The sequence below is a fragment of the Lysinibacillus sp. FSL M8-0355 genome (assembly GCF_038008985.1).
GTDB lineage: Bacteria > Bacillota > Bacilli > Bacillales_A > Planococcaceae > Lysinibacillus > Lysinibacillus fusiformis_D.
Window position 1 is genome coordinate 3,204,082 of record NZ_JBBPAI010000001.1, and the last position, 24,196, is coordinate 3,228,277.

At 39.2% G+C, this 24,196-nt stretch carries 26 protein-coding genes; 4 read left to right on the forward strand and 22 right to left on the reverse strand.

Translation table 11 applies throughout. The annotated features are described in order from the left end of the window. Nucleotides 1-311: 311 nt before the first annotated feature. From lepA to gpr, 4 genes are all read right to left on the reverse strand, one after another. Entirely contained in the window at nucleotides 312-2,138 is a 1,827-nt protein-coding gene (gene lepA, locus MKY46_RS15540) for a translation elongation factor 4 (protein WP_340834735.1), read from the reverse strand. 246 nt (nucleotides 2,139-2,384) lie between these two features. Continuing rightward, on the reverse strand, nucleotides 2,385-4,280 hold the full coding sequence (locus tag MKY46_RS15545) for an acyltransferase family protein (protein ID WP_340834740.1): 1,896 nt from the start codon (nucleotides 4,278-4,280) through the stop codon (nucleotides 2,385-2,387). Between the two features lie 465 nt (nucleotides 4,281-4,745). Beyond that, on the reverse strand, nucleotides 4,746-5,600 hold the full coding sequence (gene spoIIP / locus MKY46_RS15550) for a stage II sporulation protein P (protein WP_230593800.1): 855 nt from the start codon (nucleotides 5,598-5,600) through the stop codon (nucleotides 4,746-4,748). A gap of 119 nt (nucleotides 5,601-5,719) precedes the next feature. After that, nucleotides 5,720-6,736, reverse strand: coding sequence for a GPR endopeptidase (gene gpr, locus MKY46_RS15555; RefSeq protein ID WP_036121869.1), 1,017 nt, complete (start codon nucleotides 6,734-6,736; stop codon nucleotides 5,720-5,722). Nucleotides 6,737-6,899: 163 nt separating this feature from the next. On the opposite strand from gpr, the gene rpsT reads away from it, so the two are divergent. Next, nucleotides 6,900-7,148 carry a 30S ribosomal protein S20 gene (gene rpsT / locus MKY46_RS15560; protein WP_036121871.1) on the forward strand — a complete coding sequence of 83 codons (249 nt, stop codon included), beginning with the start codon at nucleotides 6,900-6,902 and terminating at the stop codon, nucleotides 7,146-7,148. Nucleotides 7,149-7,243: 95 nt separating this feature from the next. Here rpsT and holA read toward each other — a convergent pair whose 3' ends face one another. Continuing rightward, entirely contained in the window at nucleotides 7,244-8,254 is a 1,011-nt protein-coding gene (gene holA, locus MKY46_RS15565) for a DNA polymerase III subunit delta (protein ID WP_036121874.1), read from the reverse strand. A gap of 165 nt (nucleotides 8,255-8,419) precedes the next feature. Between holA and MKY46_RS15570 the strand changes: the two genes are divergently transcribed. Beyond that, entirely contained in the window at nucleotides 8,420-8,557 is a 138-nt protein-coding gene (locus MKY46_RS15570; protein WP_036121877.1) for a YqzM family protein, read from the forward strand. A 28-nt stretch (nucleotides 8,558-8,585) separates the two neighbouring features. Here the strand turns inward: MKY46_RS15570 and MKY46_RS15575 are convergent, their stop codons facing one another. The 12 genes from MKY46_RS15575 to MKY46_RS15630 all read right to left on the reverse strand — a co-directional run bounded on the left by MKY46_RS15575 (nucleotide 8,586) and on the right by MKY46_RS15630 (nucleotide 18,301). Next, nucleotides 8,586-10,745: a DNA internalization-related competence protein ComEC/Rec2 gene (locus tag MKY46_RS15575; protein WP_230593801.1), complete on the reverse strand. Its 2,160-nt coding sequence runs from the start codon at nucleotides 10,743-10,745 to the stop codon at nucleotides 8,586-8,588. A gap of 131 nt (nucleotides 10,746-10,876) precedes the next feature. Then, complete coding sequence (locus MKY46_RS15580; RefSeq protein ID WP_036121883.1) at nucleotides 10,877-11,446, reverse strand: ComE operon protein 2; 570 nt, start codon at nucleotides 11,444-11,446, stop codon at nucleotides 10,877-10,879. 105 nt (nucleotides 11,447-11,551) lie between these two features. Continuing rightward, nucleotides 11,552-12,181: a helix-hairpin-helix domain-containing protein gene (locus tag MKY46_RS15585; protein WP_036121886.1), complete on the reverse strand. Its 630-nt coding sequence runs from the start codon at nucleotides 12,179-12,181 to the stop codon at nucleotides 11,552-11,554. Between the two features lie 279 nt (nucleotides 12,182-12,460). After that, a complete protein-coding gene (locus MKY46_RS15590) occupies nucleotides 12,461-13,201 on the reverse strand; it encodes a class I SAM-dependent DNA methyltransferase (RefSeq protein ID WP_036121889.1) in 741 nt (246 codons plus the stop codon). 5 nt (nucleotides 13,202-13,206) lie between these two features. After that, nucleotides 13,207-13,551, reverse strand: coding sequence for a ribosome silencing factor (rsfS, locus tag MKY46_RS15595; protein WP_036121893.1), 345 nt, complete (start codon nucleotides 13,549-13,551; stop codon nucleotides 13,207-13,209). Beyond that, a complete protein-coding gene (gene yqeK, locus MKY46_RS15600) occupies nucleotides 13,548-14,120 on the reverse strand; it encodes a bis(5'-nucleosyl)-tetraphosphatase (symmetrical) YqeK (protein WP_036121894.1) in 573 nt (190 codons plus the stop codon). Before yqeK ends, rsfS begins: the two co-directional genes overlap by 4 nt. Next, on the reverse strand, nucleotides 14,089-14,679 hold the full coding sequence (locus MKY46_RS15605) for a nicotinate-nucleotide adenylyltransferase (RefSeq protein WP_036121897.1): 591 nt from the start codon (nucleotides 14,677-14,679) through the stop codon (nucleotides 14,089-14,091). Before MKY46_RS15605 ends, yqeK begins: the two co-directional genes overlap by 32 nt. Nucleotides 14,680-14,688: 9 nt before the next feature. Further along, entirely contained in the window at nucleotides 14,689-14,991 is a 303-nt protein-coding gene (gene yhbY, locus MKY46_RS15610; RefSeq protein ID WP_036121900.1) for a ribosome assembly RNA-binding protein YhbY, read from the reverse strand. 5 nt (nucleotides 14,992-14,996) lie between these two features. After that, nucleotides 14,997-15,827, reverse strand: a complete 831-nt coding sequence (gene aroE / locus MKY46_RS15615; RefSeq protein WP_036121902.1) for a shikimate dehydrogenase — start codon at nucleotides 15,825-15,827, stop codon at nucleotides 14,997-14,999. A 33-nt stretch (nucleotides 15,828-15,860) separates the two neighbouring features. Continuing rightward, entirely contained in the window at nucleotides 15,861-16,964 is a 1,104-nt protein-coding gene (gene yqeH, locus MKY46_RS15620; RefSeq protein ID WP_036121905.1) for a ribosome biogenesis GTPase YqeH, read from the reverse strand. Then, nucleotides 16,961-17,482 (reverse strand): YqeG family HAD IIIA-type phosphatase, encoded by a 522-nt coding sequence (locus MKY46_RS15625; RefSeq protein WP_036121908.1) that lies wholly within the window; start codon nucleotides 17,480-17,482, stop codon nucleotides 16,961-16,963. Before MKY46_RS15625 ends, yqeH begins: the two co-directional genes overlap by 4 nt. A gap of 36 nt (nucleotides 17,483-17,518) precedes the next feature. Continuing rightward, nucleotides 17,519-18,301 (reverse strand): phosphatidylserine decarboxylase, encoded by a 783-nt coding sequence (locus tag MKY46_RS15630; RefSeq protein ID WP_036121911.1) that lies wholly within the window; start codon nucleotides 18,299-18,301, stop codon nucleotides 17,519-17,521. A 136-nt stretch (nucleotides 18,302-18,437) separates the two neighbouring features. Between MKY46_RS15630 and pssA the strand changes: the two genes are divergently transcribed. Further along, a complete protein-coding gene (gene pssA / locus MKY46_RS15635) occupies nucleotides 18,438-18,938 on the forward strand; it encodes a CDP-diacylglycerol--serine O-phosphatidyltransferase (RefSeq protein ID WP_051891644.1) in 501 nt (166 codons plus the stop codon). 86 nt (nucleotides 18,939-19,024) lie between these two features. After that, the gene (sigK, locus tag MKY46_RS15640; protein WP_036121917.1) at nucleotides 19,025-19,732 is read left to right on the forward strand and encodes an RNA polymerase sporulation sigma factor SigK; all 708 of its coding nucleotides are present in this window, start codon (nucleotides 19,025-19,027) and stop codon (nucleotides 19,730-19,732) included. 329 nt (nucleotides 19,733-20,061) lie between these two features. Here the strand turns inward: sigK and mtnN are convergent, their stop codons facing one another. From mtnN to MKY46_RS15665, 5 genes are all read right to left on the reverse strand, one after another. Further along, nucleotides 20,062-20,754, reverse strand: a complete 693-nt coding sequence (gene mtnN, locus MKY46_RS15645) for a 5'-methylthioadenosine/S-adenosylhomocysteine nucleosidase (RefSeq protein ID WP_036121923.1) — start codon at nucleotides 20,752-20,754, stop codon at nucleotides 20,062-20,064. Between the two features lie 59 nt (nucleotides 20,755-20,813). Beyond that, nucleotides 20,814-21,473 (reverse strand): YrrS family protein, encoded by a 660-nt coding sequence (locus MKY46_RS15650; RefSeq protein ID WP_036121926.1) that lies wholly within the window; start codon nucleotides 21,471-21,473, stop codon nucleotides 20,814-20,816. Nucleotides 21,474-21,604: 131 nt separating this feature from the next. Continuing rightward, nucleotides 21,605-22,093: a transcription elongation factor GreA gene (greA, locus tag MKY46_RS15655; RefSeq protein ID WP_036121930.1), complete on the reverse strand. Its 489-nt coding sequence runs from the start codon at nucleotides 22,091-22,093 to the stop codon at nucleotides 21,605-21,607. A gap of 175 nt (nucleotides 22,094-22,268) precedes the next feature. Then, entirely contained in the window at nucleotides 22,269-22,907 is a 639-nt protein-coding gene (udk, locus tag MKY46_RS15660; RefSeq protein WP_036121933.1) for a uridine kinase, read from the reverse strand. Further along, the gene (locus MKY46_RS15665; RefSeq protein ID WP_036121936.1) at nucleotides 22,907-24,187 is read right to left on the reverse strand and encodes a peptidase U32 family protein; all 1,281 of its coding nucleotides are present in this window, start codon (nucleotides 24,185-24,187) and stop codon (nucleotides 22,907-22,909) included. The genes udk and MKY46_RS15665 overlap by 1 nt, the downstream gene beginning before the upstream one ends. Nucleotides 24,188-24,196: the final 9 nt, after the last annotated feature.

Here is a 24,196-nt window from a genome sequence, read left to right on the forward strand (position 1 = left end):
GCTAATGCTGCGTTTACTGTTCACCTGATTCTATAATTGCTTGTTTATATTATCATTCCTTACGCCACACACATGCTACAACTTTAATCGAAAACGGTACACCTGTTAAAAAAGTACAAAAAGATAGGACATAGTCGAGCTGCCGTAACAGAAGATCGCTATGTCCACCTCACTGAAAAAATGGCCAGAGATGCTGCTAACATCTTTGACTCATTCGTTCAATATATATAAGAATTACTAACGTATTTTTTATGGTGGGAAACACCACAAAACACTTATTTCAAACCCCTATAAACGCTGTTATATCAACGTTACTTCGAATCATCCATCTTCAGCACAGCCATGAATGCCTCTTGAGGGACTTCGACAGAGCCTACTTGTTTCATACGTTTTTTACCTTCTTTTTGTTTATCAAGAAGTTTGCGCTTACGAGAAATATCCCCACCGTAACATTTCGCTAAAACGTTTTTACGGATGGCTTTAATTGTTGAACGTGCCACAATTTTTTGACCAACTGCTGCTTGAATTGGTACTTCAAATTGTTGGCGTGGAATTAATTCTTTTAATTTTTCTACGATGATTTTGCCTCGATCATAGGCAAAGTCACGGTGTACGATAAAGCTTAGTGCATCGACCTGCTCACCATTTAGTAAAATATCCATTTTCACTAATTTCGATGGCTGGTAACCGATAAGTTCATAGTCGAAGGATGCATAGCCCTTCGTATTTGATTTTAAATAGTCAAAGAAATCATAGACAATTTCGGATAAAGGCATTTCATAAATAATGCTTACACGGGATGTATCAATATAATCCATCGTCATGAAATTACCACGCTTCAATTGACAAAGCTCCATAACCGCTCCCACATAATCATTTGGCACCATAATGGTTGCCTTTACATAAGGTTCCTCAACACGCTCGATTTTTTGTGGGTCTGGCATAAAGGATGGGTTATCTACTTTAATATCAGTGCCATCTGTCATATGAACATTGTAAATTACAGAAGGTGCTGTTGTAATTAAATCAATATTAAATTCACGCTCAATACGCTCCTGAATAATTTCCATATGGAGTAATCCTAAGAAACCGCAGCGGAAACCAAAGCCAAGTGCTTGAGATGTCTCTGGCTCATATTGTAGAGCAGAATCATTTAGCTCTAGTTTTTCTAACGCTTCACGTAAATCATTGTATTTCGCTGTATCAATTGGGTATAAACCACAATAAACCATTGGGTTCAAGCGACGATAACCTGCTAATGGCTCAGCTGCAGGACGATTTGCATAGGTTACAGTATCACCTACGCGTGTGTCACCTACGTTTTTAATAGATGCTGTTAAATAACCTACATCACCAACTGTTAATTCAGCCTGTGACACAACCTTTGGTGTATGTACCCCAACTTCAATAACCTCGAATTCCGCACCTGTTGCCATCATACGGATTTTGTCGCCAGGCTTGACAGTCCCGTTGATTACACGAATTGAAATGATAACACCTTTATAGGCATCGTACACAGAGTCAAAAATTAAAGCTTGTAGTGGAGCATCAGGATCACCCGTTGGTGCTGGTACCTTCTCCACGATTTGCTCTAAAATATCCTCAATACCAATACCTGCTTTCGCAGAAGCTAATACCGCTTCAGATGCATCCAGCCCGATGACATCCTCTACTTCTTGACGCACACGCTCAGGATCAGCTGCAGGTAAGTCAATTTTATTAATAACAGGTAAAATTTCTAAATCATTATCAAGTGCTAAGTAAACATTTGCTAGTGTTTGCGCTTCAATACCTTGTGCGGCGTCCACAACTAAAATGGCACCCTCACAAGCAGCTAAACTACGGGATACTTCATATGTGAAATCGACGTGTCCTGGTGTGTCGATTAAATGGAATGTATACACTTCGCCGTCTTTTGCTTCGTACTTTAATTGAACTGCATTTAATTTAATCGTTATCCCTCGCTCACGCTCTAAATCCATTGAGTCGAGGAGCTGTGCTTTCATTTCACGGGAAGTTAAAGATTTTGTTTGCTCTAAAATACGGTCAGCAAGCGTTGATTTCCCATGGTCAATATGTGCAATAATAGAGAAATTTCGTATATTCTCTTGTCGTTTTAAACGTGCATCTCGGTTCATCTTTTCCACTCCTAATTAAACTATAATGAATTATACTATGAACATAACGCAAAGTACAACAGCAACTAGACTAGAAAGCCTATAATATCAATACTTTCAGTGTTTAATGCTGTTTTTAGATTTTACAGTATTAAGTATATAAATGCAGAGAAATTAAGGGCGCATTTGTCCAAATTCAACTTTAGACCATACATTTGCACAGAAAAAGTCAGTCAACAGACAAAGCTGTGTAGACTGACTTTTTCATTAATTTTTCTTGTTTAAGGATTGTTGAATCAGGTTTGTTAAAACTTCTACCCCTTTTTTCTCTAAATGAACGCCATCTGGGGCGAAGTATTCTGGATGATTGAGTGCTGCAGCATGCCAGTCAATGAGTGTAATATGTTCATGCTCCTGGGCTTTTTGCTGTAATGCTTCATTCACTTTTGCCTCCCATGAACGGGGCACACGTGTATTTACTAAATAAATATCAGCATTTGAAAAAGCGGCAAGGAGTGTGTCCATTTGGTCATTTGTAAAATAACCATTTGTCCCCAATTGAAGAATGACTGCATGATTGGGTTGATTAAAACTTGCATAATTTGGTGCTAGTTTGACAGCTTGTGAAACTTGACGACCTATTTTTCCATCGATTGTAATAGTTGGGTAAATAGTATGTAAGCTCGGGCCAATATCAATCATAAGTGAATCACCAATCGCTACTATTCCACGATAAAACTCATCCCGTTCAGGCACTTTATTTACATCATTTTCTTCTTGCTTTGGTGTTTCTATCTGCTGAACATCCTCCACTTTCTCTTCCTTGGAAGGTTCGTTAGTTGGTAGCTCTGATTGCTGGTCATGCTTGTTTAAATTAGTTGTAGGCTCATCACCATTAATTTTGATGTTTGTTGGATATGAACTCGAAGTGCTTTGCTGACCTTCCCCTACTACTCCTGTCATTCCTGTGAAAAACATAAGAAGGAGAAGTGGAGCCATTACCGTTGAAATTTTTCGTGAGAATGAAAGACTCCCCCATTTATTTTTGTTAAAGACAAAGTATTTCCCATAATAGGCTCGGAATCCTTCTTTACGGATAGGCATTTCAATGAAGCGATAGGATAGCTCTGCAATCATAACAATAAGTACGATTTGAAGTGCAACCCGCCAATAAGAAGGGTTGCCAATTTCATGAATAGGGGTACCTAGTACCATGACAGGATAATGCCATAGATATATGCCGTAGGATCGAGAGCCAATCCAACAAAGCGGCCTCCATGCTAGTAGTTTTCCTAAAATGCTGACGGGGTGACAGATACATGCAATCAAAACTGCTGCATTTAAGCAAAATAAGAACATGCCACCTCTATAAAGGAAGGGTTGATATTCATCTACATAAACAATACTAACTAGAAAAATCATAAGCGTAATGAAACTCAAACTATTTAGCTTCTTCACATGGTTTGTTGATAATTTTTGTGCAGAGAGCCTTTTCATCGGCCAAACAAGAGCTAGCCAACAGCCAATTAATAGTTCAAAACAGCGTGTGTCCGTTCCATAATAGACACGGCTTGGATCTGCACCTGGCTCATAAAGAATCGCCATTACTAGAGCTGAACAAACCGCTCCGATAAAGACAACTTTAGCCAGTTTACTTTGTTTTTGAAAAATATAAAGGCCAATCATTAAGAGCAAGGGCCAAATCAGATAAAATTGTTCTTCAATAGCTAGCGACCATAAGTTTTTTAAAGGTGACGGGGAGCCAAAACTATCAAAATAAGAAAGTTTATGAAAAATGAACCACCAATTACTTGAATAAAAAATAGAGGACAACGCATCTCCACGTAATGTATGAAGAAGTTCTTTATGAAAGAGCGTTGCCCAGACAAATGATATAACAATCATCACGTAGGCCGCTGGTAGTAACCGCCTAAATCGTCCAATCCAAAATTTCTTTAGACTGACTGTTAATTGATTGCCCTTTACAGGCAAAATGGTAGAGGTGATTAAATAGCCTGATAATACAAAAAAGATATCTACTCCTAAAAAGCCGCCTCTAGCCCAATTGAAGTTAAAATGATAAGCAATAACTGCTAATACGGCTAATGCTCGAATCCCGTCTAGTCCAGGAATATAACGATGATTTAATGACTTGCCTGACATACTATTCCTTCCTTCAATAATCTATCAATTTCCTTTTGCATAATGGCCTTATAGCTACTATATCAAGATAAAACCTGTTATCCCTTAATAGCACCTGTGATTTGAACATCATCTCCTCTTTATACTTTTTCATTTGTGCACTTATATGTTTGACGTTTGAAATACGATAAAAGTTTTAGAGAAAAATGAAACGTGATCACTCTTTGTCTTTTTAAAATTCATATGTATGTTTGCTATTGTCTTAAAAGGCATTCCCAAAAATGGTAGATGCTTCAAAAGCACATTTTGCCTTACTTGCATATGCCTTCATTAACGTTTTATCATGAAAATCGAAAGCCAACTTGAAAATTATAAGACAAGAATGAAGCAATGGAAAGACAAATAATTAGATTTTGTTCTGGAAATTTTTATGCTAGAATAGCAAAAAAGTGAGCCTGTAACAGACTCACTTTTTGTCATCCTGTTCTATTGTTTTGAATCATTTACAAATGCTTTTGATATGGCCTTGCCAATTACGGCAATCGTACGATTAACCTCTTCCTCCGTATTACCAATTCCACCAATCTCAACAATCATCATTTGCTTTGCCAAATCCTGATTATATCGCCCATCAACACCATCACCACTTTTGGAAATAACACCTTTTGATATTTTTGGAACGATGGCATTTAATGTGGAGGATAAACTTTCTGCATACGCTGTATTCCAGCGGTAATTTGCATGCTCTGCACCAACCACAATAGCAATTTTTGCATAGTTTTCCCCATTATATGAGATCGTTGTAAGATCATGTTTTAATGAGTCACGATGTAAATCTAGTATTAAATCATAATTATTTGTTTCTAAATGCTTACTTAAATAAGGTCTCATGACATTATAGGATTCATGATATCCCTTACCCTCAGCTTGTAATTTCTTCATAATATCTACATCGAGGATATTTGTCTTCAAGCCATTTACATTAAAATGATTCACAATCTTATCCTTTAGACTCATAATATTGACTGTTTCATGAGAAGTCGCTACCTTACCACTCACAGCTTTCACCATTGGTTCGTATGCTTCATGTGAATGAGTAAATAACACTAACACTTTAAATGGGTCCGGGTCTAGGGCTTGATCTGGTTCAGGCTCTTTCGTTTGTTCCAGTACACTTTGTTCAGCTAAATTGGTAGCGGCAAACACGACTTGCTTATCTTCTGATTGTTTAATCGGAGTCGATGCTTGCTTGTTGAACGGAAGTTGCCCAGCAATGACAGGTAATACGAAAAAGAACAATAATATACCAAATGACCATTGTAGTTTTTTTAGCAAAGTCACACCCTCCTCCCCATATCGTATGGAGAGGGGGTGTCATTTAGAACGAAAATAATTTTCTTGTTTTACGCATAAATCTGAGTGTTTTAGAAGGTCTATCAAGAACATTTTTAGAGCCTTTATTATAAATCACTTGCCCAGTTCATTAGCATGGAAGCCACTAGTTTTGCATAGCGATCAATCCAATAGTCTGCTTCCTTTGGTGTAACCATCAATTGTGTATGTGAGCCAGCGAAGGTTTCTTCAAACAGCTGCTGACGTTCCTCCTTCGTCCATGTCGCCCATTCTCCAAAAATAGGTTGTACTAACGTCATATCAAGCTCTTTATTGATATCGGGTTGCCAAGAGGACAATGAGAGCTTCGATGATGGTTTACTGCGCTCAGCTACACGAGCTGCTATCGAGCGAAGCATCGTTTCTACCGCATCAGCAATTAATACAGGTGCATCTACTACTGTCGGGATACCAATTGCCGTTACAGGAATCCCTAGCATCTCATAGGAAATTTCTTGCCGTTGATTGCCTACACCTGAGCCAGGATGGATGCCCGTATCTGTTAATTGAATTGTTTTACAAAGACGATTACTTGCCCTTGTAGCAAGCGCATCAACCACAATAATTAATTTTGGTTGTAGACGCTCAGCAATCGCAGCCACAAACTCCCCTGTTTCATAGCCTGTTTGCCCTGTAACACCTGGCGCATACATGACAAACTTTTCATCTATCACATCTAAGCTATGCAGATGATCAATTAAATAAGGACCTATGGCATCAGGTGTAATGGTACGATTGCCCAAACCAACAATTAAAATTTTATCATCTTCTTGCCAAGAAAGTGATTCATGCATGTTTTTAAAATTCACAAGTAATTCTTGCTCAAGCTGTGCAAAGCCATCTTGGTCTTCTAATGTCAGTGTTGGGACAGAAAGTGTAATATACTGCCCTTCTTTTTTGCCAATTTGCTTTTCACCCTCAGCATCTACAAGGACATCTGTAATTTTCACTCGACCAGCATTCCGATCTTCTATTTGAACGCCACTCGATTGTTCTAGCTTTTCTTTTTGTTCTTTGGTCTGATGGACAACTACCTCTTCAGATTCATCGATTAAATCTGTTCGTTGCCAATTAAAATTTTGCATACAGTTCACCTCAAGCTGTAGTTTGTTCAAACTGTCAAGTAAATATTCTTTGCATTTATCTATTGCAATTTGGTCAAGCGTTTGTTAAAATGATTTTTGTTGTATTAACACAAGAAATCAATGAGAAGATATCATCTCGTACCTAATTTAGGAGGTGAAATATATGCCAAACATTAAATCTGCGATTAAACGCGTAAAAGTTAACGAAAAAGCAAACATTGCTAATTCTCAAGCTAAATCTGCAATGCGTACTACAGTGAAAAAAGCTGAAAACGCTGTTGTTGCAAACGCTGAAAACAAACAAGAACTTTTACAAGCAGCTTTCAAATCATTAGATAAAGCAGCTTCAAAAGGACTTATCCACAAAAATGCGGCGGCTCGTAAAAAGTCTCGCCTTGCAAAAAAAGCGTAATTGTTTAAAGGATCAGATACTCTATTAGGAGTAGCTGATCTTTTTCATTTTGATAGATAACACAAAAGCTGCCCTTTATTGGACAGCTTTTTATGTTACAGTTGACGTAATAGAAATAATTCTAAATGTCTCTCTCGATTACCACCAGTCGATTTCAGCTGTAAATCAACCTCAGCTAGTTGATATAATGCTCTCAATAAACTTTCTTCTGATGGGCGATGACGCTGCTCAGTCATGAGTTTGACACGATACGGGTGAATTTTTAAATTTTTGGCGATTTGTTGTGGATGATATCCTTTCTTCAACAAATAAAAAACATTGGACATGGTACGAACATTGGATGCAAGCAAGCCAACTAACATAATAGGCTCTTGTTTTTGTCGTAATAAATCATGATAAATGGACAAAGCGCTGACCGAATCATTAGCCAAATAAGCATTGAGCATTTTAAAGGCATCTTGCTCCAATGTTTTTGCTACTAGATCCTCCACTAACGAGGCTGTAATTTCTCCACCCTCACCTAAATAGAGGGTAAGCTTGTCAATTTCCATCTGCAATTGCAGCATGTTGGCGCCCACCATCGTTACAAGCAGCTCAATAGCCTCTTGTGTGATGCTGTTGCCCTGTGCCTTGACAACGCCTTGAATCCATACGGCTAAATCCTGCTCTTTTGGGGTTTCGGCTTGTACAAGTAATACATGCTCTTTGAGCATTTTGGTCACTTTTTTACGTTCATCTAATTTTTCATAAGGGGCAATAAAAACCGTTACGGAGAAATCAGATGGATTCGATAACCACGTTTCCAAACGTTTTACATCATGATCGATTTTTTCTTTCCCTTTCTCAGTTGCTTTTAAAAACGAAGCGTTTTTAGCAATAATAAGCTTACGTTCTGAGAAAAAAGGAATCGTATCTGCTTCATCCATAACCGCATCTACTGGCACCTCTTCTAAATCAAATGCGGTCATTTCCAGCTCTTCTTCTGACCCCATCGCTTCTTTTAAACGTTTAATGGTTTCATCTATAAAATAGCTTTCTTCACCAACAAGTAAATAAACCGGTGCCAGCTCACCTTTTTTTATTGTATTCCAAACCTTTGAAATCATAATTTTCCCTCCATCTAGCAATACTATTAGTATACATGATTTCATGGTCCTTTGTGACTTTGACCGAATTGTGTCTATTCCTTGCCAGACTGGGAATTCTCCTTTTCGATATAGCTTTTATGACCATGTTGTCTTATAATAAATAACAGAATTGGAGGGATAACAATGAATCCATTTGAAGGAAAAAACATACAATGTCGACGTAACGATGCCATCGATTCTGGTGTTGGCTTCGGTGTATCATTTGGCGTTTTCACAATTATGTTTATTATTGCAACTATAGTAGAATTCGTATCACAGTAATTGGACTTATGCAGGAAAAAGGCCTTGGTCATTGGACAAGGCCTTTTTCATTTACTGCAGCAGACCAACCATTAGCACGAATACGTATTTCAATGGTTCCATCCACCCCTGTTGTCAAAGTCGCTAAATTGCGACTGACAAAACGTTGTACTACTTCTTCATGTGGATGACCATAGCGATTATGAAGACCTGCACTGAAAACCGTTAATTCGGGCTGGAGCAGCTCAACAAAGGCTTCTGAACTAGATGTCTTACTGCCATGATGCCCCGCTTTCAGCAATGTTAGATTGGCTAATAGATGTCCATAACGCTTGATTAGCTGTTGTTCACCATATTGCTCCAAGTCACCTGTAAATAACGCTGTAAAGTCGTTCTGTTGCATGTACAATACGAGGGAATCATCGTTTCCTTCATAAAGGGTGTCATCAGGCGATAAATAATAAAAATTTGTCCCACCACTATGCCATGCTGTCCCCATCATCTTTTCTTTAACAGGTACATTGTGCTTATTTGCTTCTAGCAATAATTCTTGCATTAAAGGCTGCTGTAAAGAACTTGGTGTCACGTGTATTTCCTTCATCTTAATCTCTTGTAAAACCTCTTCGGCACCTTCTATATGATCTGCATCCGCATGGGTGGCGATAAAAATATCGATGGTGCGTATTCCTTTAGCTTTTAAAAATGGCACTACAACTTGCTTCCCTACCTCATAAGGACTATCTGCTTTTTTCCACTGCTCCTGTTCAAAGCGTAGTACCCCACCCGCATCAATGACATAGACAGCTTTTCTAAAAGGCAATTCAATAACGATACTGTCTCCCTGTCCTACATTTAAAAATGTGATCTGTGTTTCGTTAGACAGCATGGGTGACAGATGAATCCAAATGGCGGGAATAACAAGTGCGACAATAGCCTTCCTGAACCTTCTCGTTTCTAAGTAATATAAGCTTGCTAAAACACTTAGCAGTGCTACACAGCTAAGCCAGATCGTTGGCTTACCCGGTGACCATAATTGAAATGGTAGCTCCTGCATCTCCATAATCATATGGGTCAGTCCATTACGTAGCGGTTCGTAGCCAGCAAATAGCATATTGGCAAGCGGTAAGGAAATATAGGATAACATAAACACTACAATATTAAATGGTAATATAACAAAGGAAAACAATGGAACAAACAGAATATTGACAAAAAACGAGGACATAGATAATTCATAAAAATGATGAAGTAATAGAGGATAAACGAGCAGCTGGCAGACAAATGTGACGAAAAAAGAACGACTGAGCCAATTCCCCGTCTGTTTGAAAATGATACCTGAATAAACCAAACTAGCGGCAGCTAAATAGGACAGTTGAAAGCCAATTTGAAAAATGACACCTGGTTCAAGCATAACGAAGCCTATAAAGCTAATGGCTAGTGCATCATCTATTGAAAGAGTCCACTTCAAAAAGCGCAGTAACATCATTAGTTCAACTACAGAGACTGCACGCCAAACAGAAGGTGCACCTCCTGCAATGACCCCATAAACGGGTAAAAGGATCAGTAGTGCAGCCGTAGCCATTTCTTTGCGTATGCCTATTCGAAGTAAGCCTTCAAAGAATAGCCAAGACACGAGTGCGACATGTAGGCCAGAAATCGCAAACAAATGGGTGATACCAAGCTTTTGATAGGCACGCTGCAGTTCACCCTCCATTTGATCTTGTGCCCCTATCAGAAGTGCTTGTGCCTCTGCTACAAGGGCTTTTGGAAAGGTTCTTTCTATATGTTTTTTCATACTGTGTCTTATTTCAGCCAAAAAGGTGAAGATGGAAGACTGCTTTTCGACATAACGCCAGCTAGCGATTTCCACAATGCCTGTTGCTCCCTTGCTTGTTAAATAGTCAGTCATTGAAAATGCATAAGCATGCGCAGATGGAGACGGTGCTACAAGCTCACCCCTGGCAAGATATGTTTTGCCTGCTAATGAAGTATTTTCATACAAACTTTTTTCTTGCTCTGATGAAAAGGTATATATCACATAAAGCTTTTGACGATTTGTAGTTGTAGCAAAACCACGGAGTTTTTGGCCGTTTATTTTATAATCGTTTGACCAGGTTATAGGGAAGGTTTTTGGTAAGGGGGAAGGTTCCGTCAGTTGATAGGTAGAAAGAAAAAAATAAGCGAATAAAGCACTTATCATTACAAACGTCACAAAAAAACATGACTCACCTTTTAAGATGAGCCACAGGGCTAAAAGCAATAAAAAAGTGAGTAGCCATGCTGACGAGTGTGCTGCAATAGCCGCTACAAGTACAGCAAGAGCTACAAAGATCCATTTATGCTTTAAAGCTCGATGCCAAATAATGCACTCACCTTCTGTTCATATGGGAGCAACTTTTCGGCTGGCACGCCACTCTCGCGAAGCTCATGAAGCATTTCTGTGTACAAGGCTAGTTTTTCATCTCGTAAAAAATCGATTTTACGGTCATCAAAGGGTACATGGACAACTTCCACTCCCGCTTTTGCAAATAATTCCTGGGCATAGGGATTATTTTTATAATCTGTTGCGTAATAGACACGTTCAATGCCCGCTTGAATAATGGATTTTGTACATGGTAGACATGGGAAATGTGTTACATACAAATCAGCACCTTTTGTCGGTGTTCCATATTTAGCACATTGCAGCAAGGCATTCATTTCAGCATGCACCGTACGCACACAATGGTTGTCAACTACATAGCATCCTTGTTCAATACAATGTTCGTCTCCTATAATGGAACCGTTATAACCGCCTGCAATGATGCGTTTTTCACGCACAACAGTTGCTCCTACTGCTAGTCTTGTACATGTACTACGTAATGCGAGTAAATGGCTCTGTGCCATAAAAAATTGATCCCAAGTAATTCGCTCCATATGATTACCTCCAAAAATTGGCTTACAAATTATATTTCTCTTGCTTTTCTACTATAGTGTATCCCTTATAGAAAAGAGGCGTCAATATTACATCCTGTAAAACGTTTACTTTACAGTAATCGCATCTTTTAGCTTCTCAAATGTTTTATCACCAATACCACTTACATTTTTTAAGTCTTCGATCGCTTGAAAGTGTCCGTGTTCCTCTCGATACGTAAGAATACTTTGCGCTTTCGAGGGGCCGATTCCTGGTAAGGTTGCTAGAATTGCTATATCGGCTTGATTAATATTAATCTTCTGCTCTTTAGGAGCACTTTCAGTAGGTATTGTTAAAAGAGTTGTAGCTCCATCTTCTAGCTGTTCACCCTTTGTGGGAATATAAATCACCATTTCATCCTGCACTTTTTGCGCATGATTCATGCGCTGTGTGTCAGCTTGCTCTGTATAGCCACCTGCAAGCTCGACAGCATCTTTTATGCGTTGGTCTTGCTGAAGCTCATAAACGCCTGGATACATCACAGCACCCTTTATATCAACAAATATCTGCTGAATCACCGCTTCTTCAGCAGTTTCACTATGATTTTTTTCTGCAAACGATTGGATTGTCTCGATGAGCTCTTCTTGGGGAGGTGAAGAGTCAAAACTCGAAAAATAGAAGTAACAAAGTCCACTGACTACCAGTATGCTGGGGAATAACATACTTTTTTTATACTTTTGCCATAAAGATTGGAGCATAGCACCCATCCTTTCCTTGCAAAAGGTCATCATATGGAGTTATCTACATCATACACTATGACTTGTTGATTGAAAATAATAATAAATATCAGGAGATTCTATTGACCTGCTTAAGAGAGCTATTCTTCGCTTTCGCCTTGCTATCCACCGATTTAAGCTTGCTATCCTTCGCTTTCGCTTTTCTATCCACTGATTTAAGCACGCTATCCTTCACTTTAGCCTTTCTATCCACCAAAAGAGCCACACTGCCCATTGGGGGACAGTGTGGCTCCGTTTTCTTTATTTCACCGCACGAATAAAAATGCGTTCGCTTTCATATTCAGGTGCTTCATCCGTAAAATCAGCTGTGATTTCCACATCATGAAAACCAATGGCGCGCAGCCAAGCCATATACTGCTCTATTGAGAAAGTACGTTGTAAATGCTCTTCATCAAAACGTTCATATAACTCACTTGCGATATCTCGCACATAAAAGGTCATTTGATGTGTAACAGAATGCTCGAAATCAGCTGGCGCTGTATGCCATACATAACTAATGTCCCCATCATCATACGTAAACGGTCCGTCTAAAAAAATCTCATTCATCTTAAATAATGAATGAACATCAAAAAACAGCTGTCCTCCATCACGTAAAGCATGATAAATACGTTCTAATGTTGTATAGACGGCTTGCTCCTCTACAACATAATTAAGGGAGTCAATGGTAATCGTCACAACATCTAACGCCTCAAAGCCATCTAATTCGTCCATCGACATACAATATAACGGAGCTTGGTAGCCTGCATCAGCAAAGCGTTTTGCTGCGATGGACAGCATCTCTTCTGATAAGTCGACTCCGCTGACCTTATAACCAGCATGGGCGAATAACAAGCTAAGCACACCTGTACCACAACCAATATCTAAAAGTGTGGGGTATTGGCTGCATGGTGCATGCTGTACAACCCAATCTACATAAAGATTGTAAGGAATATCCGTTTGTAGCTCATCATAGACATGGGCAAAGCGTTCGTAACTACTCACTTAGCTTAGGCCTCTGGCATGTCTAGCTGCGGTGCATCGCCCCATAGACGTTCTAAATTATAATAAGCACGCTCATCCTTATGGAATACGTGCGCCACTACATCTCCAAGGTCAACAAGTACCCAACGAGCTGCATCGAAACCTTCGACACGACGAATTTCATAGCCTTGTTGTTCTGCTATATCCTGTAACTCACGCGCGATTGCTTGCACTTGGCGGTCAGAGTTACCATGGGCGATGATAAAATAATCTGCTAAAAGGGAAATTCCTTGCATATTTAAAACGACAATATCCTCACCATGTTTGTCGTCAATTGCTTTGTACGCTGCTTGTAATAAAGTTGAAGTCATCCTTCACTATCCTCTCTGTTCATCGTATCGTTATAACATTCTATTGATAAAGGATAAATTGGTTGCTTTGTGTCTATTAAAAATGCCAAAGTATGGCGTACACATGCACTCATCGCCTTATCCAAATTTTTTTGCGCCTTCTTTCGCAGACGCTCCACACCATCAAATCGACGGTTTGGCTCAATCATATCTGCGACAAAAATGATTTTTTCTAAACGACTCATCCCAACGCGTCCTGTTGTATGGAAACGAATCGCATTTAACAACTCATCGTCTGTGATGCCAAACTCACTTTGCGCTATATAGGCACCGACTGGGCCGTGGAGTAATTCACTGCCCCAGCCAATTAATTGTGGATCTAAATTTTCATCACGAACGATATTCTCCATCCATTCAATGTCTTCATATTTAGCAATATCATGGAGGATTGCTGCTATTTCAGCTTTTTTAACATCCTCGCCATATTTTTGTGCTAAATCGATGGCTGTTTCCATTACACCGATTGTATGAATATAACGTTTTTCAGGCATTCTTGGCTTAATCGCCGCTAAATACTGTTCGCGTTCCATAAAGACCTTCCTCTCGTATGAACGTCTCTACCGCTTCTGGTAATAAAAATGTTACCGTTCCCCCAGTCGCAAGGCGTTCACGAATCAGTGTGGACGATAAATCGATTTGAGGCACTTCCACCATACTTATAGGGTACTCTGTTGTCGCCGCTGTTCCTGGACGCTTTACTCCGACAAACCGCACGATTTTTACTAAATCATCAATACAATGCCATGTATGTAGCGAATCAATCATATCGCCACCGATGATAAAGTAAAATTTCACATCCGGTTCTCTTCTACACAAGGCAGAAAGTGTCTCATAGGAATAGGATACGCCACCCTTCTCAACCTCATACGACTCTACTGAAAAATAAGGAAATGGACGAATTGCACGCTTCACCATTTCGAGTCGTTCGACATTACTAGCATCAAATCGTGCCTGCTTATGTGGTGGTATAGCATTTGGCATAAAACGGATTTCATCAAGCTCTAGCGCATGAAAAACCTCATTAGCCATCATGAGATGCCCTATATGTGGTGGGTTAAATGTGCCACCTAGTAAACCGACCTTTTTCATCGTCTCACCTTATTTCGTTGCTTTTGGTAATACAATCTTTTTATGATTGCGTGACTCTTTATATAAAACAACTGTCAGACCGATTAATTGGACAAGCTCCGCACGAGCACCTGTTGCCAGTGATTCAGCAACTTCATGTTTGTCCTCTTCACAGTTATCTAAAATACGCACTTTAATCAGTTCACGTACTTCTAGTGCCTCACGAATTTGCTTTGTCATTTCGTCATTAACTCCACCTTTTCCTACTTGGAAAATAGGTGTTAAATGATGTGCCTCTGCACGTAAAAAACGTTTCTGTTTACCTGTTAACATAAAAATTAGTTTCCTCCTAATTGCGCCTTAAGCTGCGCAATCATTGAATTTGTGTTTGGATAGTTTCCTAACCAGTGTTCAAAAGCAATGGCTCCTTGATGGACAAACATCCCTAAGCCTGTGACAATCGTTGCTCCTTTTTCTTCAGCCGCTTGTAAAAAAGGCGTCATTAATGGATTATACACAATATCCGCAACAATTGCTCCTTTCGCAAGTCGATCTAATGAAAATGGCATAGAAAAATTGCCCGTAGCAAGGCCAGCCGATGTCATTTGCACAATAATGCCGAAATCAGCTAATGTTTCTTCTGCTTCTTGTAATGACATCGCACGACCCATATCCATTTCATCAATTATCGCTTGGGCATTTGCCACCGTACGATTGGCGATAGTTAAATGGTGATAGCCTTGTTGCTGCATAGCAAAGGCAATACCACGAGCAGCGCCACCAGCACCAACAAGTAATACAGGCTTGTCCTTTCGAGATACACCAACGGCTTCTTCTAGTGAGCGAACAAAGCCAATCCCATCTGTATTATAGCCCTTCAGCTTTCCCTCTTTTGTTCGTACGACTGTATTCACTGCGCCCATTTTTTGCGCCAGCTCATCTAGCTCATCTAAATATGGAATGATTGCTGTCTTATGAGGAATTGTCACGTTCCAGCCACTCGCCCCTAATGTTTTCAAACCAGCAACTGCTGATTCTAATTGATCAGAAGGTACATGCAAAGGAATATATGTCGCATCTATTGACATGTCCTCAAACCAAGCATTGTGCATGGCTGGTGATTTTGAATGTTCAATTGGATCACCCATAACTGCAAACCATTTCTTCATTTTCTAGTCCCTCTCTCTACTACATCCTTCTGTTTAGATCAGTGAAGGACGAATTGAAACTTGTACACCTTTTGGCGCGTAGGCTGCTACGACTACATTAGCATGCTGTACTGTAATCCAGCCTAGGCCAGAAAATACAACGTCTGTTTTCGCTTCTTTGATGGAAAACTCATGACGTACCAATGGTGGAAGTTGGTCGATAAAATCTGCAGTTGGAGGTGCCAGAAGCTCGCCTTTATGTTCTGCATATAATGTATCGGCCTTCTCAAGCTTTGTACGGTGAATCGGTAGATCGTTTGCCACATGGATTGTAAAGGCTGAACGCTCTCCCTGGATAAAGTCAAATCTCGCCAATGCCCCAATAAATAGGGACTGTCCAGGATTTTGCTGGTAGACTTTCGGTTTAATTTCCTTTTTCGGCATAATATATTTTAATTCACTTGAATCAATATGATGAGCCATTTGATGATGATTAATAATACCAGGCGTATCATATAATGCACTACCATCATCCAGTGGAATGTCAATCATGTCTAAAGTAGTACCAGGGAAGTGTGACGTTGTAATGACTTCCCCTTCTCCTGTAGCCTGTTTAATAATACGGTTAATGAATGTAGATTTCCCAACATTTGTACAACCTACAACATAGACATTTTGTCCGTTACGGTACTCGTCGATGGCCTCCATTGCTTCCGCCATTCCCTTGCCTTTATGGGCACTGACTAATAGAACATCGATAGGCTGAAGTCCTAGTGCCTTTGCCTCGCGTTTAAGCCAATTGATTACTTTTTTCGGTTTCACTGATTTTGGTAATAAATCTGCTTTGTTGGCAATCAAAAGAACAGGATTCTTCCCTACAAAACGGTGAAGCCCAGGTAGCCAGCTCCCATTGAAATCAAATATATCAACAATTTTTACGATTAAGCCCTGCTGTGTTCCAAGGCCGTTTAAAATACGTAAAAAGTCGTCATCTGTTAATGACACGGGTTGAATTTCATTGTAATTTTTCAAACGGAAGCAGCGCTGGCAAATGACCACATCCTTTTCTAATGATGATGGGGGTGCATACCCAACTGCTGTTTTATCTTCTGTTTGAATTGTTGTACCACAGCCAATACAATTTGGCATTTCAATCATTCTTGTTCCTCCCAAGTTATTATTCCTTTACGTTTCAAATCATTAAATACTCGACGCTCAATGAAACGATTCAATTTTGTTACCAGCCCATCTGATTGTGCAACAGGCTTTACTAACACTGTATGCAAGCCTAAACGATTTGCGCCCATCACATCAGTCAGGAGTTGATCTCCAACCATGACTACTTCATTTGGGCGTAAACCTAGTTGAATCAGTGCATTATAAAAAGCATTACGAAGTGGTTTTTTTGCCTTGTGAATATACGGGATATCTAATGGCTCAGCAAAATGCTTCACACGCGCTTCATTGTTATTCGATGCAATAATAACTCGAATACCTGATTCTTTCATAATACGTAACCAAAGAATCAGCTCTTCTGTTGCGTCTGGGCGATCCCATTCAACAAGCGTATTATCTAAATCCGTAATGATGCCTCTAATTCCTAATTCTTGTAACTTTTCCGGCGTAATTTCAAAAATATTCGTCACAAATTCGTTCGGTAATAAAAAATTATACAAAATAGCGACCCCTAATCTTAACGTATTATTCGACCATTATAGCATATTTGCAAAAGCTTCACCCATTCGAATTGGGCTTCCCTGTACAACATTATCCGTAAATTCAACCGTATCCTTTTCAAACAGCATAACCACTGTGGAACCAAATGAAAAATATCCAACTTCCTGACCTTTACGCCATTTCGTTGTCGTATTCGTAAGCACAATGGAATTAACAAAAGTCGCACCAACTTTAATAAAGGCTACATGCTGTTGATTGGCTGCTTTCAGCTCTGTCACTAAACGATAATTATGAGAAATTGGTTTTTTACCGTATGTAAGACCTAGCTGATTCACGGGATAAGATTTCTGACCAAGTGTATATTGTCGTACTACTTCCCCATCTATCGGACTATGGATACGATGATAATCAGCAGGACTTAAATAAAATACGATAAAATGACCATCTGCATATTGTGCGGCTCTCTCTGTATTACCTAGTAAATCTTGTAATGCATAGGGCTTACCCTTAACTAGAAATGTCATATCCCATTCAATGCGACCAAAAGATTCCACCTTGGCATCTACTGGGCTAACATAAATCGTTGGATTTTTTTCAATAGGTCGAGCTTCTTCTAGAAGTTCTCTTGTGAAAAAATCATGTAAACTTGAAAATTGTTGTTGTTTTTTTGAAACTTCTTCAATGTTAATATCGTATAACTTCATGTAGCTTGGAATTATACGTTTACTCCACTTCGCTTTTGCAATTACCTGCAAAAGATGGGAAGATTGCTTACCATTCGTTAGTTCTATCAAGCGTTGATATAGTTTTTCTTTCATACAGTAAAACCCCTATCCATTAATTTAGACTGTCAATTTTTTCGCATTCGAAGTATAATGGTACAATATCTTAAGTGCAAAGGAGTGATCCCCCTTGTTTTTTTATCACAAGTTGGTGGATACCACGGTTAAGAAAATGAAATCGCACGCAGCTAACTTCATCACAATTAGTAATATGTCCTTTGGAGGCGCGGCTATTATGGCCACTTTACATGAATATTATAGCTATAGTGTCTTGTTTATCTTTATTGCAGCCCTTCTTGATCGCTACGATGGTAAGGTAGCGAGAGCACTCGGACAAGTGTCTGAGTTAGGTAAACAATTAGATTCTATGAGTGATATTATATCATTTGGTGTGGCACCTGCATTATTAATGTATGAAGTTGTTCTAGTTGATTTTGGTTTTGCCGGCATGATGATGGCCGTATTATTTATCGTCTGTGGCGCGATGCGTTTAGCTCGCTTCAATATTAGTGAAGCGAATGGTTATTTCACAGGTTTACCAATTACAGCTGCAGGTACGTTCTTAACTTTAACGTATTTCGCAGCCAATGCGTTCCATCCGGCATTTTATCTTTTCCTTTTTCCCATCTTAGCTTTACTCATGATTAGTACATTTACGTTAAAAAAAGTGTAACAGCACATTTGCTGTTGCACTTTTTTCATTTCCCACAGCTTTTAAACATATACTGTCGAAAAATGGGGAAAGGATGAAATCATTCAATGAGCGGAATTTTTACATCAATGTTGCAGTTATGGCTTGAAATCCCTGCGTTGCTTGGCTACTTAAAGGGGCAAACATTCCATAAACCCTTTTCAAAAGAAGAGGAAGCTGCTTGTATTGAACGATTTTTAGGTGGCGATGAGCAAGCACGTCTTGACTTAATCGAACGCAATATGAGGCTTGTCGCGCACGTCGTAAAAAAATTCCATCCAAAACATGAACAACTAGATGATTATATTTCCATCGGAACAATCGGTCTAATGAAAGCTGTCGAGAGCTATACCCCTGACAAAAAAACTAGACTTGCCACATATGCAGCCCGTTGTATTGAAAATGAAATTTTAATGCATCTGCGCACACAAAAAAAAGTGCAGAAAGACGTATCACTGTTTGAGCCTATTGGGACTGATAAAGATGGTAATGCACTGCAAATTCGTGATTTACTTCAGTGTGACGAAGAAAGCGCCACAGAAAAACTAGAGCATAAAGAACATGTGGCACAGTTATATCACTATTTGCATATGCTTGATGAACGTGAGCTCGAAATTGTGACACTACGCTATGGTTTAAACCAACAGGATGCCCTTACACAAAAGGAAATTGCTGCTCGTTTAAATATCTCACGCAGCTATGTATCTCGCATTGAAAAGCGAGCACTTATTAAACTCTATCAACTATACAAACGAGACCAAAAGTCTATTGAATAATATATTGTAAAATGGACAGTAGAAAAATTCAATGCATCATTGGCGGAAGATGTGCCTATTTCATGGCATATAAAAAGCTCCCCTGCGACATGACTATGTCGCAAAGGAGCTTTCCCGTCATACTAATGCGCTGACTCCGATAGTTCTGCTGAAATCAACGTGCCTATTAAAGTTGTAATAATGACTACACCCGCTGTTAAAAATAACATCATGAATGCCTCCCATTCTATTATGAAGAGATTTATTACTGTCAGTGTAGCATTTGTCCATTGCTTTAACTGTGATTTTTCTCACAGAATAACACGCACATTTTGACCATTTTGTGTAGTTTATAGAGAGGCAATTGCTTTTAAAACGACTTGTGTAGAATGCTTTGCAGCAACTGGTAAAAACTCATCGAAACTAATATTCGATTCTTTCCCAGCAATATCTGATAAAGCACGAATGACAACAAAAGGTGTAGCAAATTGATAACATACTTGAGCAACCGCAGCCGCTTCCATTTCTACAGCCTTCATTTGAGGGAAATGACGACGAACCGCTTCTACACGTTCAGGATCATTCATAAAAGCATCTCCAGAGCAAATTAAACCGATGCCATACTGATGCTCTCCAACCGCCTTGACGGCCTCCTCAGCGACTTTCATCAATTTCTCATCTGATTTATAAGCTGCTGGCATCCCAGCCATCTGTCCGATTTCATAGCCAAAAATTGTGACATCTACATCATGGTGGCGAACTTCATCAGAAATGACGATAGCGCCTACCTCAAGTGCCTCGTCATATCCACCTGCAGAGCCTGTATTCATAACAACATCCGGCTTAAACTCATGTAAAAGGATTGTCGTAGACATAGCAGCATTCACCTTGCCAATACCACTTTTTAATAACACAACTTCCTTGCCTTCATAAGTCCCTGTTGTATACTCACTGCCTGCAATCATTGTACTTTGTGCATCGTTTAATGCTGCTCTTAGAAGCTCTACTTCCTCTTCCATTGCGCCAATTACTGCTATTTTCATGTACTGTTACTTCCCTTCTTTATCAACTCTATTAAAAATAATCAAAAGAGTGATTTTCGTCAATAGGCGCCTTCTAATGTGTTAAGTTGCTCTAACTTCACGGGCTTCCATCCTTCATTTTCAACCCATTCCATACTGACACGGTACATCTGAGATTTATCATTCGTTGAAACTGTCGCAACGGATGAATTAGGACCACCATTATTTTGCATACGCCAAATAATCATATTGCTTTGTTCGATGCCTGTCACAGTCGAAACAGTGGCTACCTTCTCAGCCCAGTCTACAGACTTGTCATCATATGAAGAAACATGCTGACCTGTTTGAGTTGTAGGTGTTGGCTGCCAATTTTTATTCGTGATAACCTTGTCAACAATTGGATTATCCGATGTCGACTCTTCTGGCGTACCTTGCTCTTCCTGAGATGTATCAGGCTCCGATTCTTCCTCGGAAGTTTTGTCTTCTTCAACAGCGAGATCTTTATCCTGTTCTTTCGCAGGTTCTTTATCTACTTCTTTTTCGTTATCACCGCTCTTTTCCTCTTGAGCTGGTTCATCTTTCACTGCTTGATCTGCATCATCTTGCCATTTAAACACATAGGTTGCTGTAATAATAATAAGTACAACCACAACACCTATTAAAACATTCAATAGTTTATCTAGCTTTTTATTACGAGATGGCTGCAAATGACGACTACTTCGAGTTTGTCGTTCACTCATAATGTCTCCCCCTCTCTAGCAAATATTCTATCAAGTTCAACAGCTCTTGCAAAATAATTATACTCACTATTTTATTGCCAAAGAATGTTAAAAGCAGTCAGCCTAAGGCTAACTGCTTGTACACTTACACATTATTTAATGGAAATAATTTTCACTTTCATTTCGCCACCAGGTGTTTGTACGGCAACTTCTTCACCTTCAGCACGACCAAGTAGACCCTTTGCAATTGGCGATTCATTTGAAATGCGGAATTCCATTGGATCTGCCTCAGCAGAACCAACAATTGTATACGATTCTTCATCTGATGACGGTTTACCATTAATGATTTCTACAAATGTAACCGTTTTCCCAAGTGATACAACACTGTTATCTGTCTCATCCTCAGAAATAATCACTGCGTTACGAATCATTGATTTTAATGTAGAAATACGACCTTCTAAAAAGGCTTGCTCTTCTTTTGCTGAATCATACTCAGCATTTTCAGATAGATCTCCAAAATCACGTGCTATTTTAATACGTTCAACGATTTCTTTACGTGTTTCTGTTTCTAATTTTACTAATTCTTCTTCTAATTTACGTTTTCCCTCAGCTGTCATAGGGTACTGTTTTTCATTTGCCAAAGTCCTTCACTCCTTGTTTCTTCAATATAAAAACATAAAACTCGACTAAATGCACGGAAGATGCATTTAATCGAATTTTATTATTTTTAAACTTTTTCAAATTACGCTTTGACCTAATAGTATGCATGCTTTTTTTTAATATGCATGAAAATATTGTCAATACCACTCTATCTTATTACAATACGTTGTCGGTTTCAAGAATAGTTTTAATTTTCGTTACCATTAAATCAATTGCTACCTCATTATCCCCGCCTTCTGGAATAATGATATCAGCATAACGTTTCGTTGGTTCAATAAATAAATTATGCATAGGTCGAACCGCTGCTAAATACTGCTCAATAACCGAATCAGTTGTACGACCACGCTCTTTAATATCACGCATGATACGACGAATAATTCGTAAATCTGAGTCTGTGTCTACGAATAATTTAATATCCATTAAATCACGTAAATCAGCATCTTCTAGCACTAGAATACCTTCTAGGATAATAACATCTACTGGTTCAACATGGATCACTTCTTCTGCTCTCGTATGCTGCACATAGTCATAAACAGGTTTTTCAATTGGTTGACGCACTAACAGTTTTTTTATGTGCTCAATTAATAAATCATTATCGAAAGCCAACGGATGATCGTAGTTTGTTCCTAAGCGTTCTTCAAATGTTAAATGACTTTGATCTTTATAATAAAAATCTTGTTCAATCACCACAACGGAATGCTCACGGAAAACTTCATAAATGGCGCGCGTCACACTCGTTTTTCCAGAGCATGAGCCACCAGCGATTCCGATGACAACTGGTCGCTTTGCTGCCATTAGTTATTCTCCTTTCGCATCATATTATGCGGTTTTAAAGGTGTGTCACATTTAAATTTCACAATTTGTAATGGATGACGAGCAGCATCTAGGCTATTGCCATCCTCGTCCCAAATTTCGCCCATTGTTAAACTGAAATTTTCAATTTCAGGACCAAAGAATTCTACTTCATCACCAGGTTTAAAATAATTTCGTTGTTGCATCGTTACTATTTTTGTTTCTGGATCATGATCTAAAATAAGACCTGCAAATTCATACGTTGTTTTACGACCATGTACTCCAAACATTTGCTCCTCGAAGCCAGGTGCATCATGGAAGAATGCTTCAGCCGTATCACGGTTGGCGCATTTATCCAATTCTTCGAGCCACTCGCGTTTAATTTTAAAGTTTTCCGGATCTGCACAGTAAGCATCAATCACTTTACGGTACACTGAAACAACTGTCGCAACATAATGAATGGATTTCATACGACCTTCAACTTTTAACGAATCAATCCCAAGCTCAATCATATGAGGAATTGCTTCGATTAATTTTAAATCTTTTGGACTCATCGCAAAAGATGCGTGATTGTCATCGAACAGTGCTTTTTCTTCACCATCTTCTAATTCATATAAATCATAGTCCCAACGGCATGATTGACAGCAACCACCGCGGTTAGAGTCACGAGCAGTCATATGATTGGACAGAACACAACGACCAGAGTAGGCGATACACATTGCACCATGAACGAAAGCCTCAATTTCAATATCAACCTTTTCCTTCATCAGCTTCATTTCTTCTCCGCCTACTTCACGTGCTAAAACGACACGATGTAAGCCTTCTTCTTTCCAGTACTGAACAGCCTTCCAATTGGACAGTGATTGCTGTGTAGAAAGATGAATTTCAAGCTTAGGTGCTGCTGTACGACATGTTTCAATAATCAGTGGGTCTGCAACGATAATTCCTGTTACGCCTGCTGATTCAATATCCTTTAAGTAACGCTCTAAGCCATCCATATTTTCATTGTGAGCAAAAATATTTGTCGTGACATAAATTTTTGCCCCATATTGTTTGGCAAATTCGACACCTTCACGCATCTCTTCAATCGAGAAGTTGTCTGCATTGGAACGTAGTCCAAATTCTCGTCCACCAATAAATACCGCATCTGCTCCATAATGAACAGCTACTTTTAATTTCTCTAAGCTACCTGCTGGGGCAAGTAGCTCTGGTTTTTTAGTAATGACACGTTTACCGTCGACAATCTCACGGATTTTGTCATTTTGTTCTAACGCTAATGCCATGGTATTGCC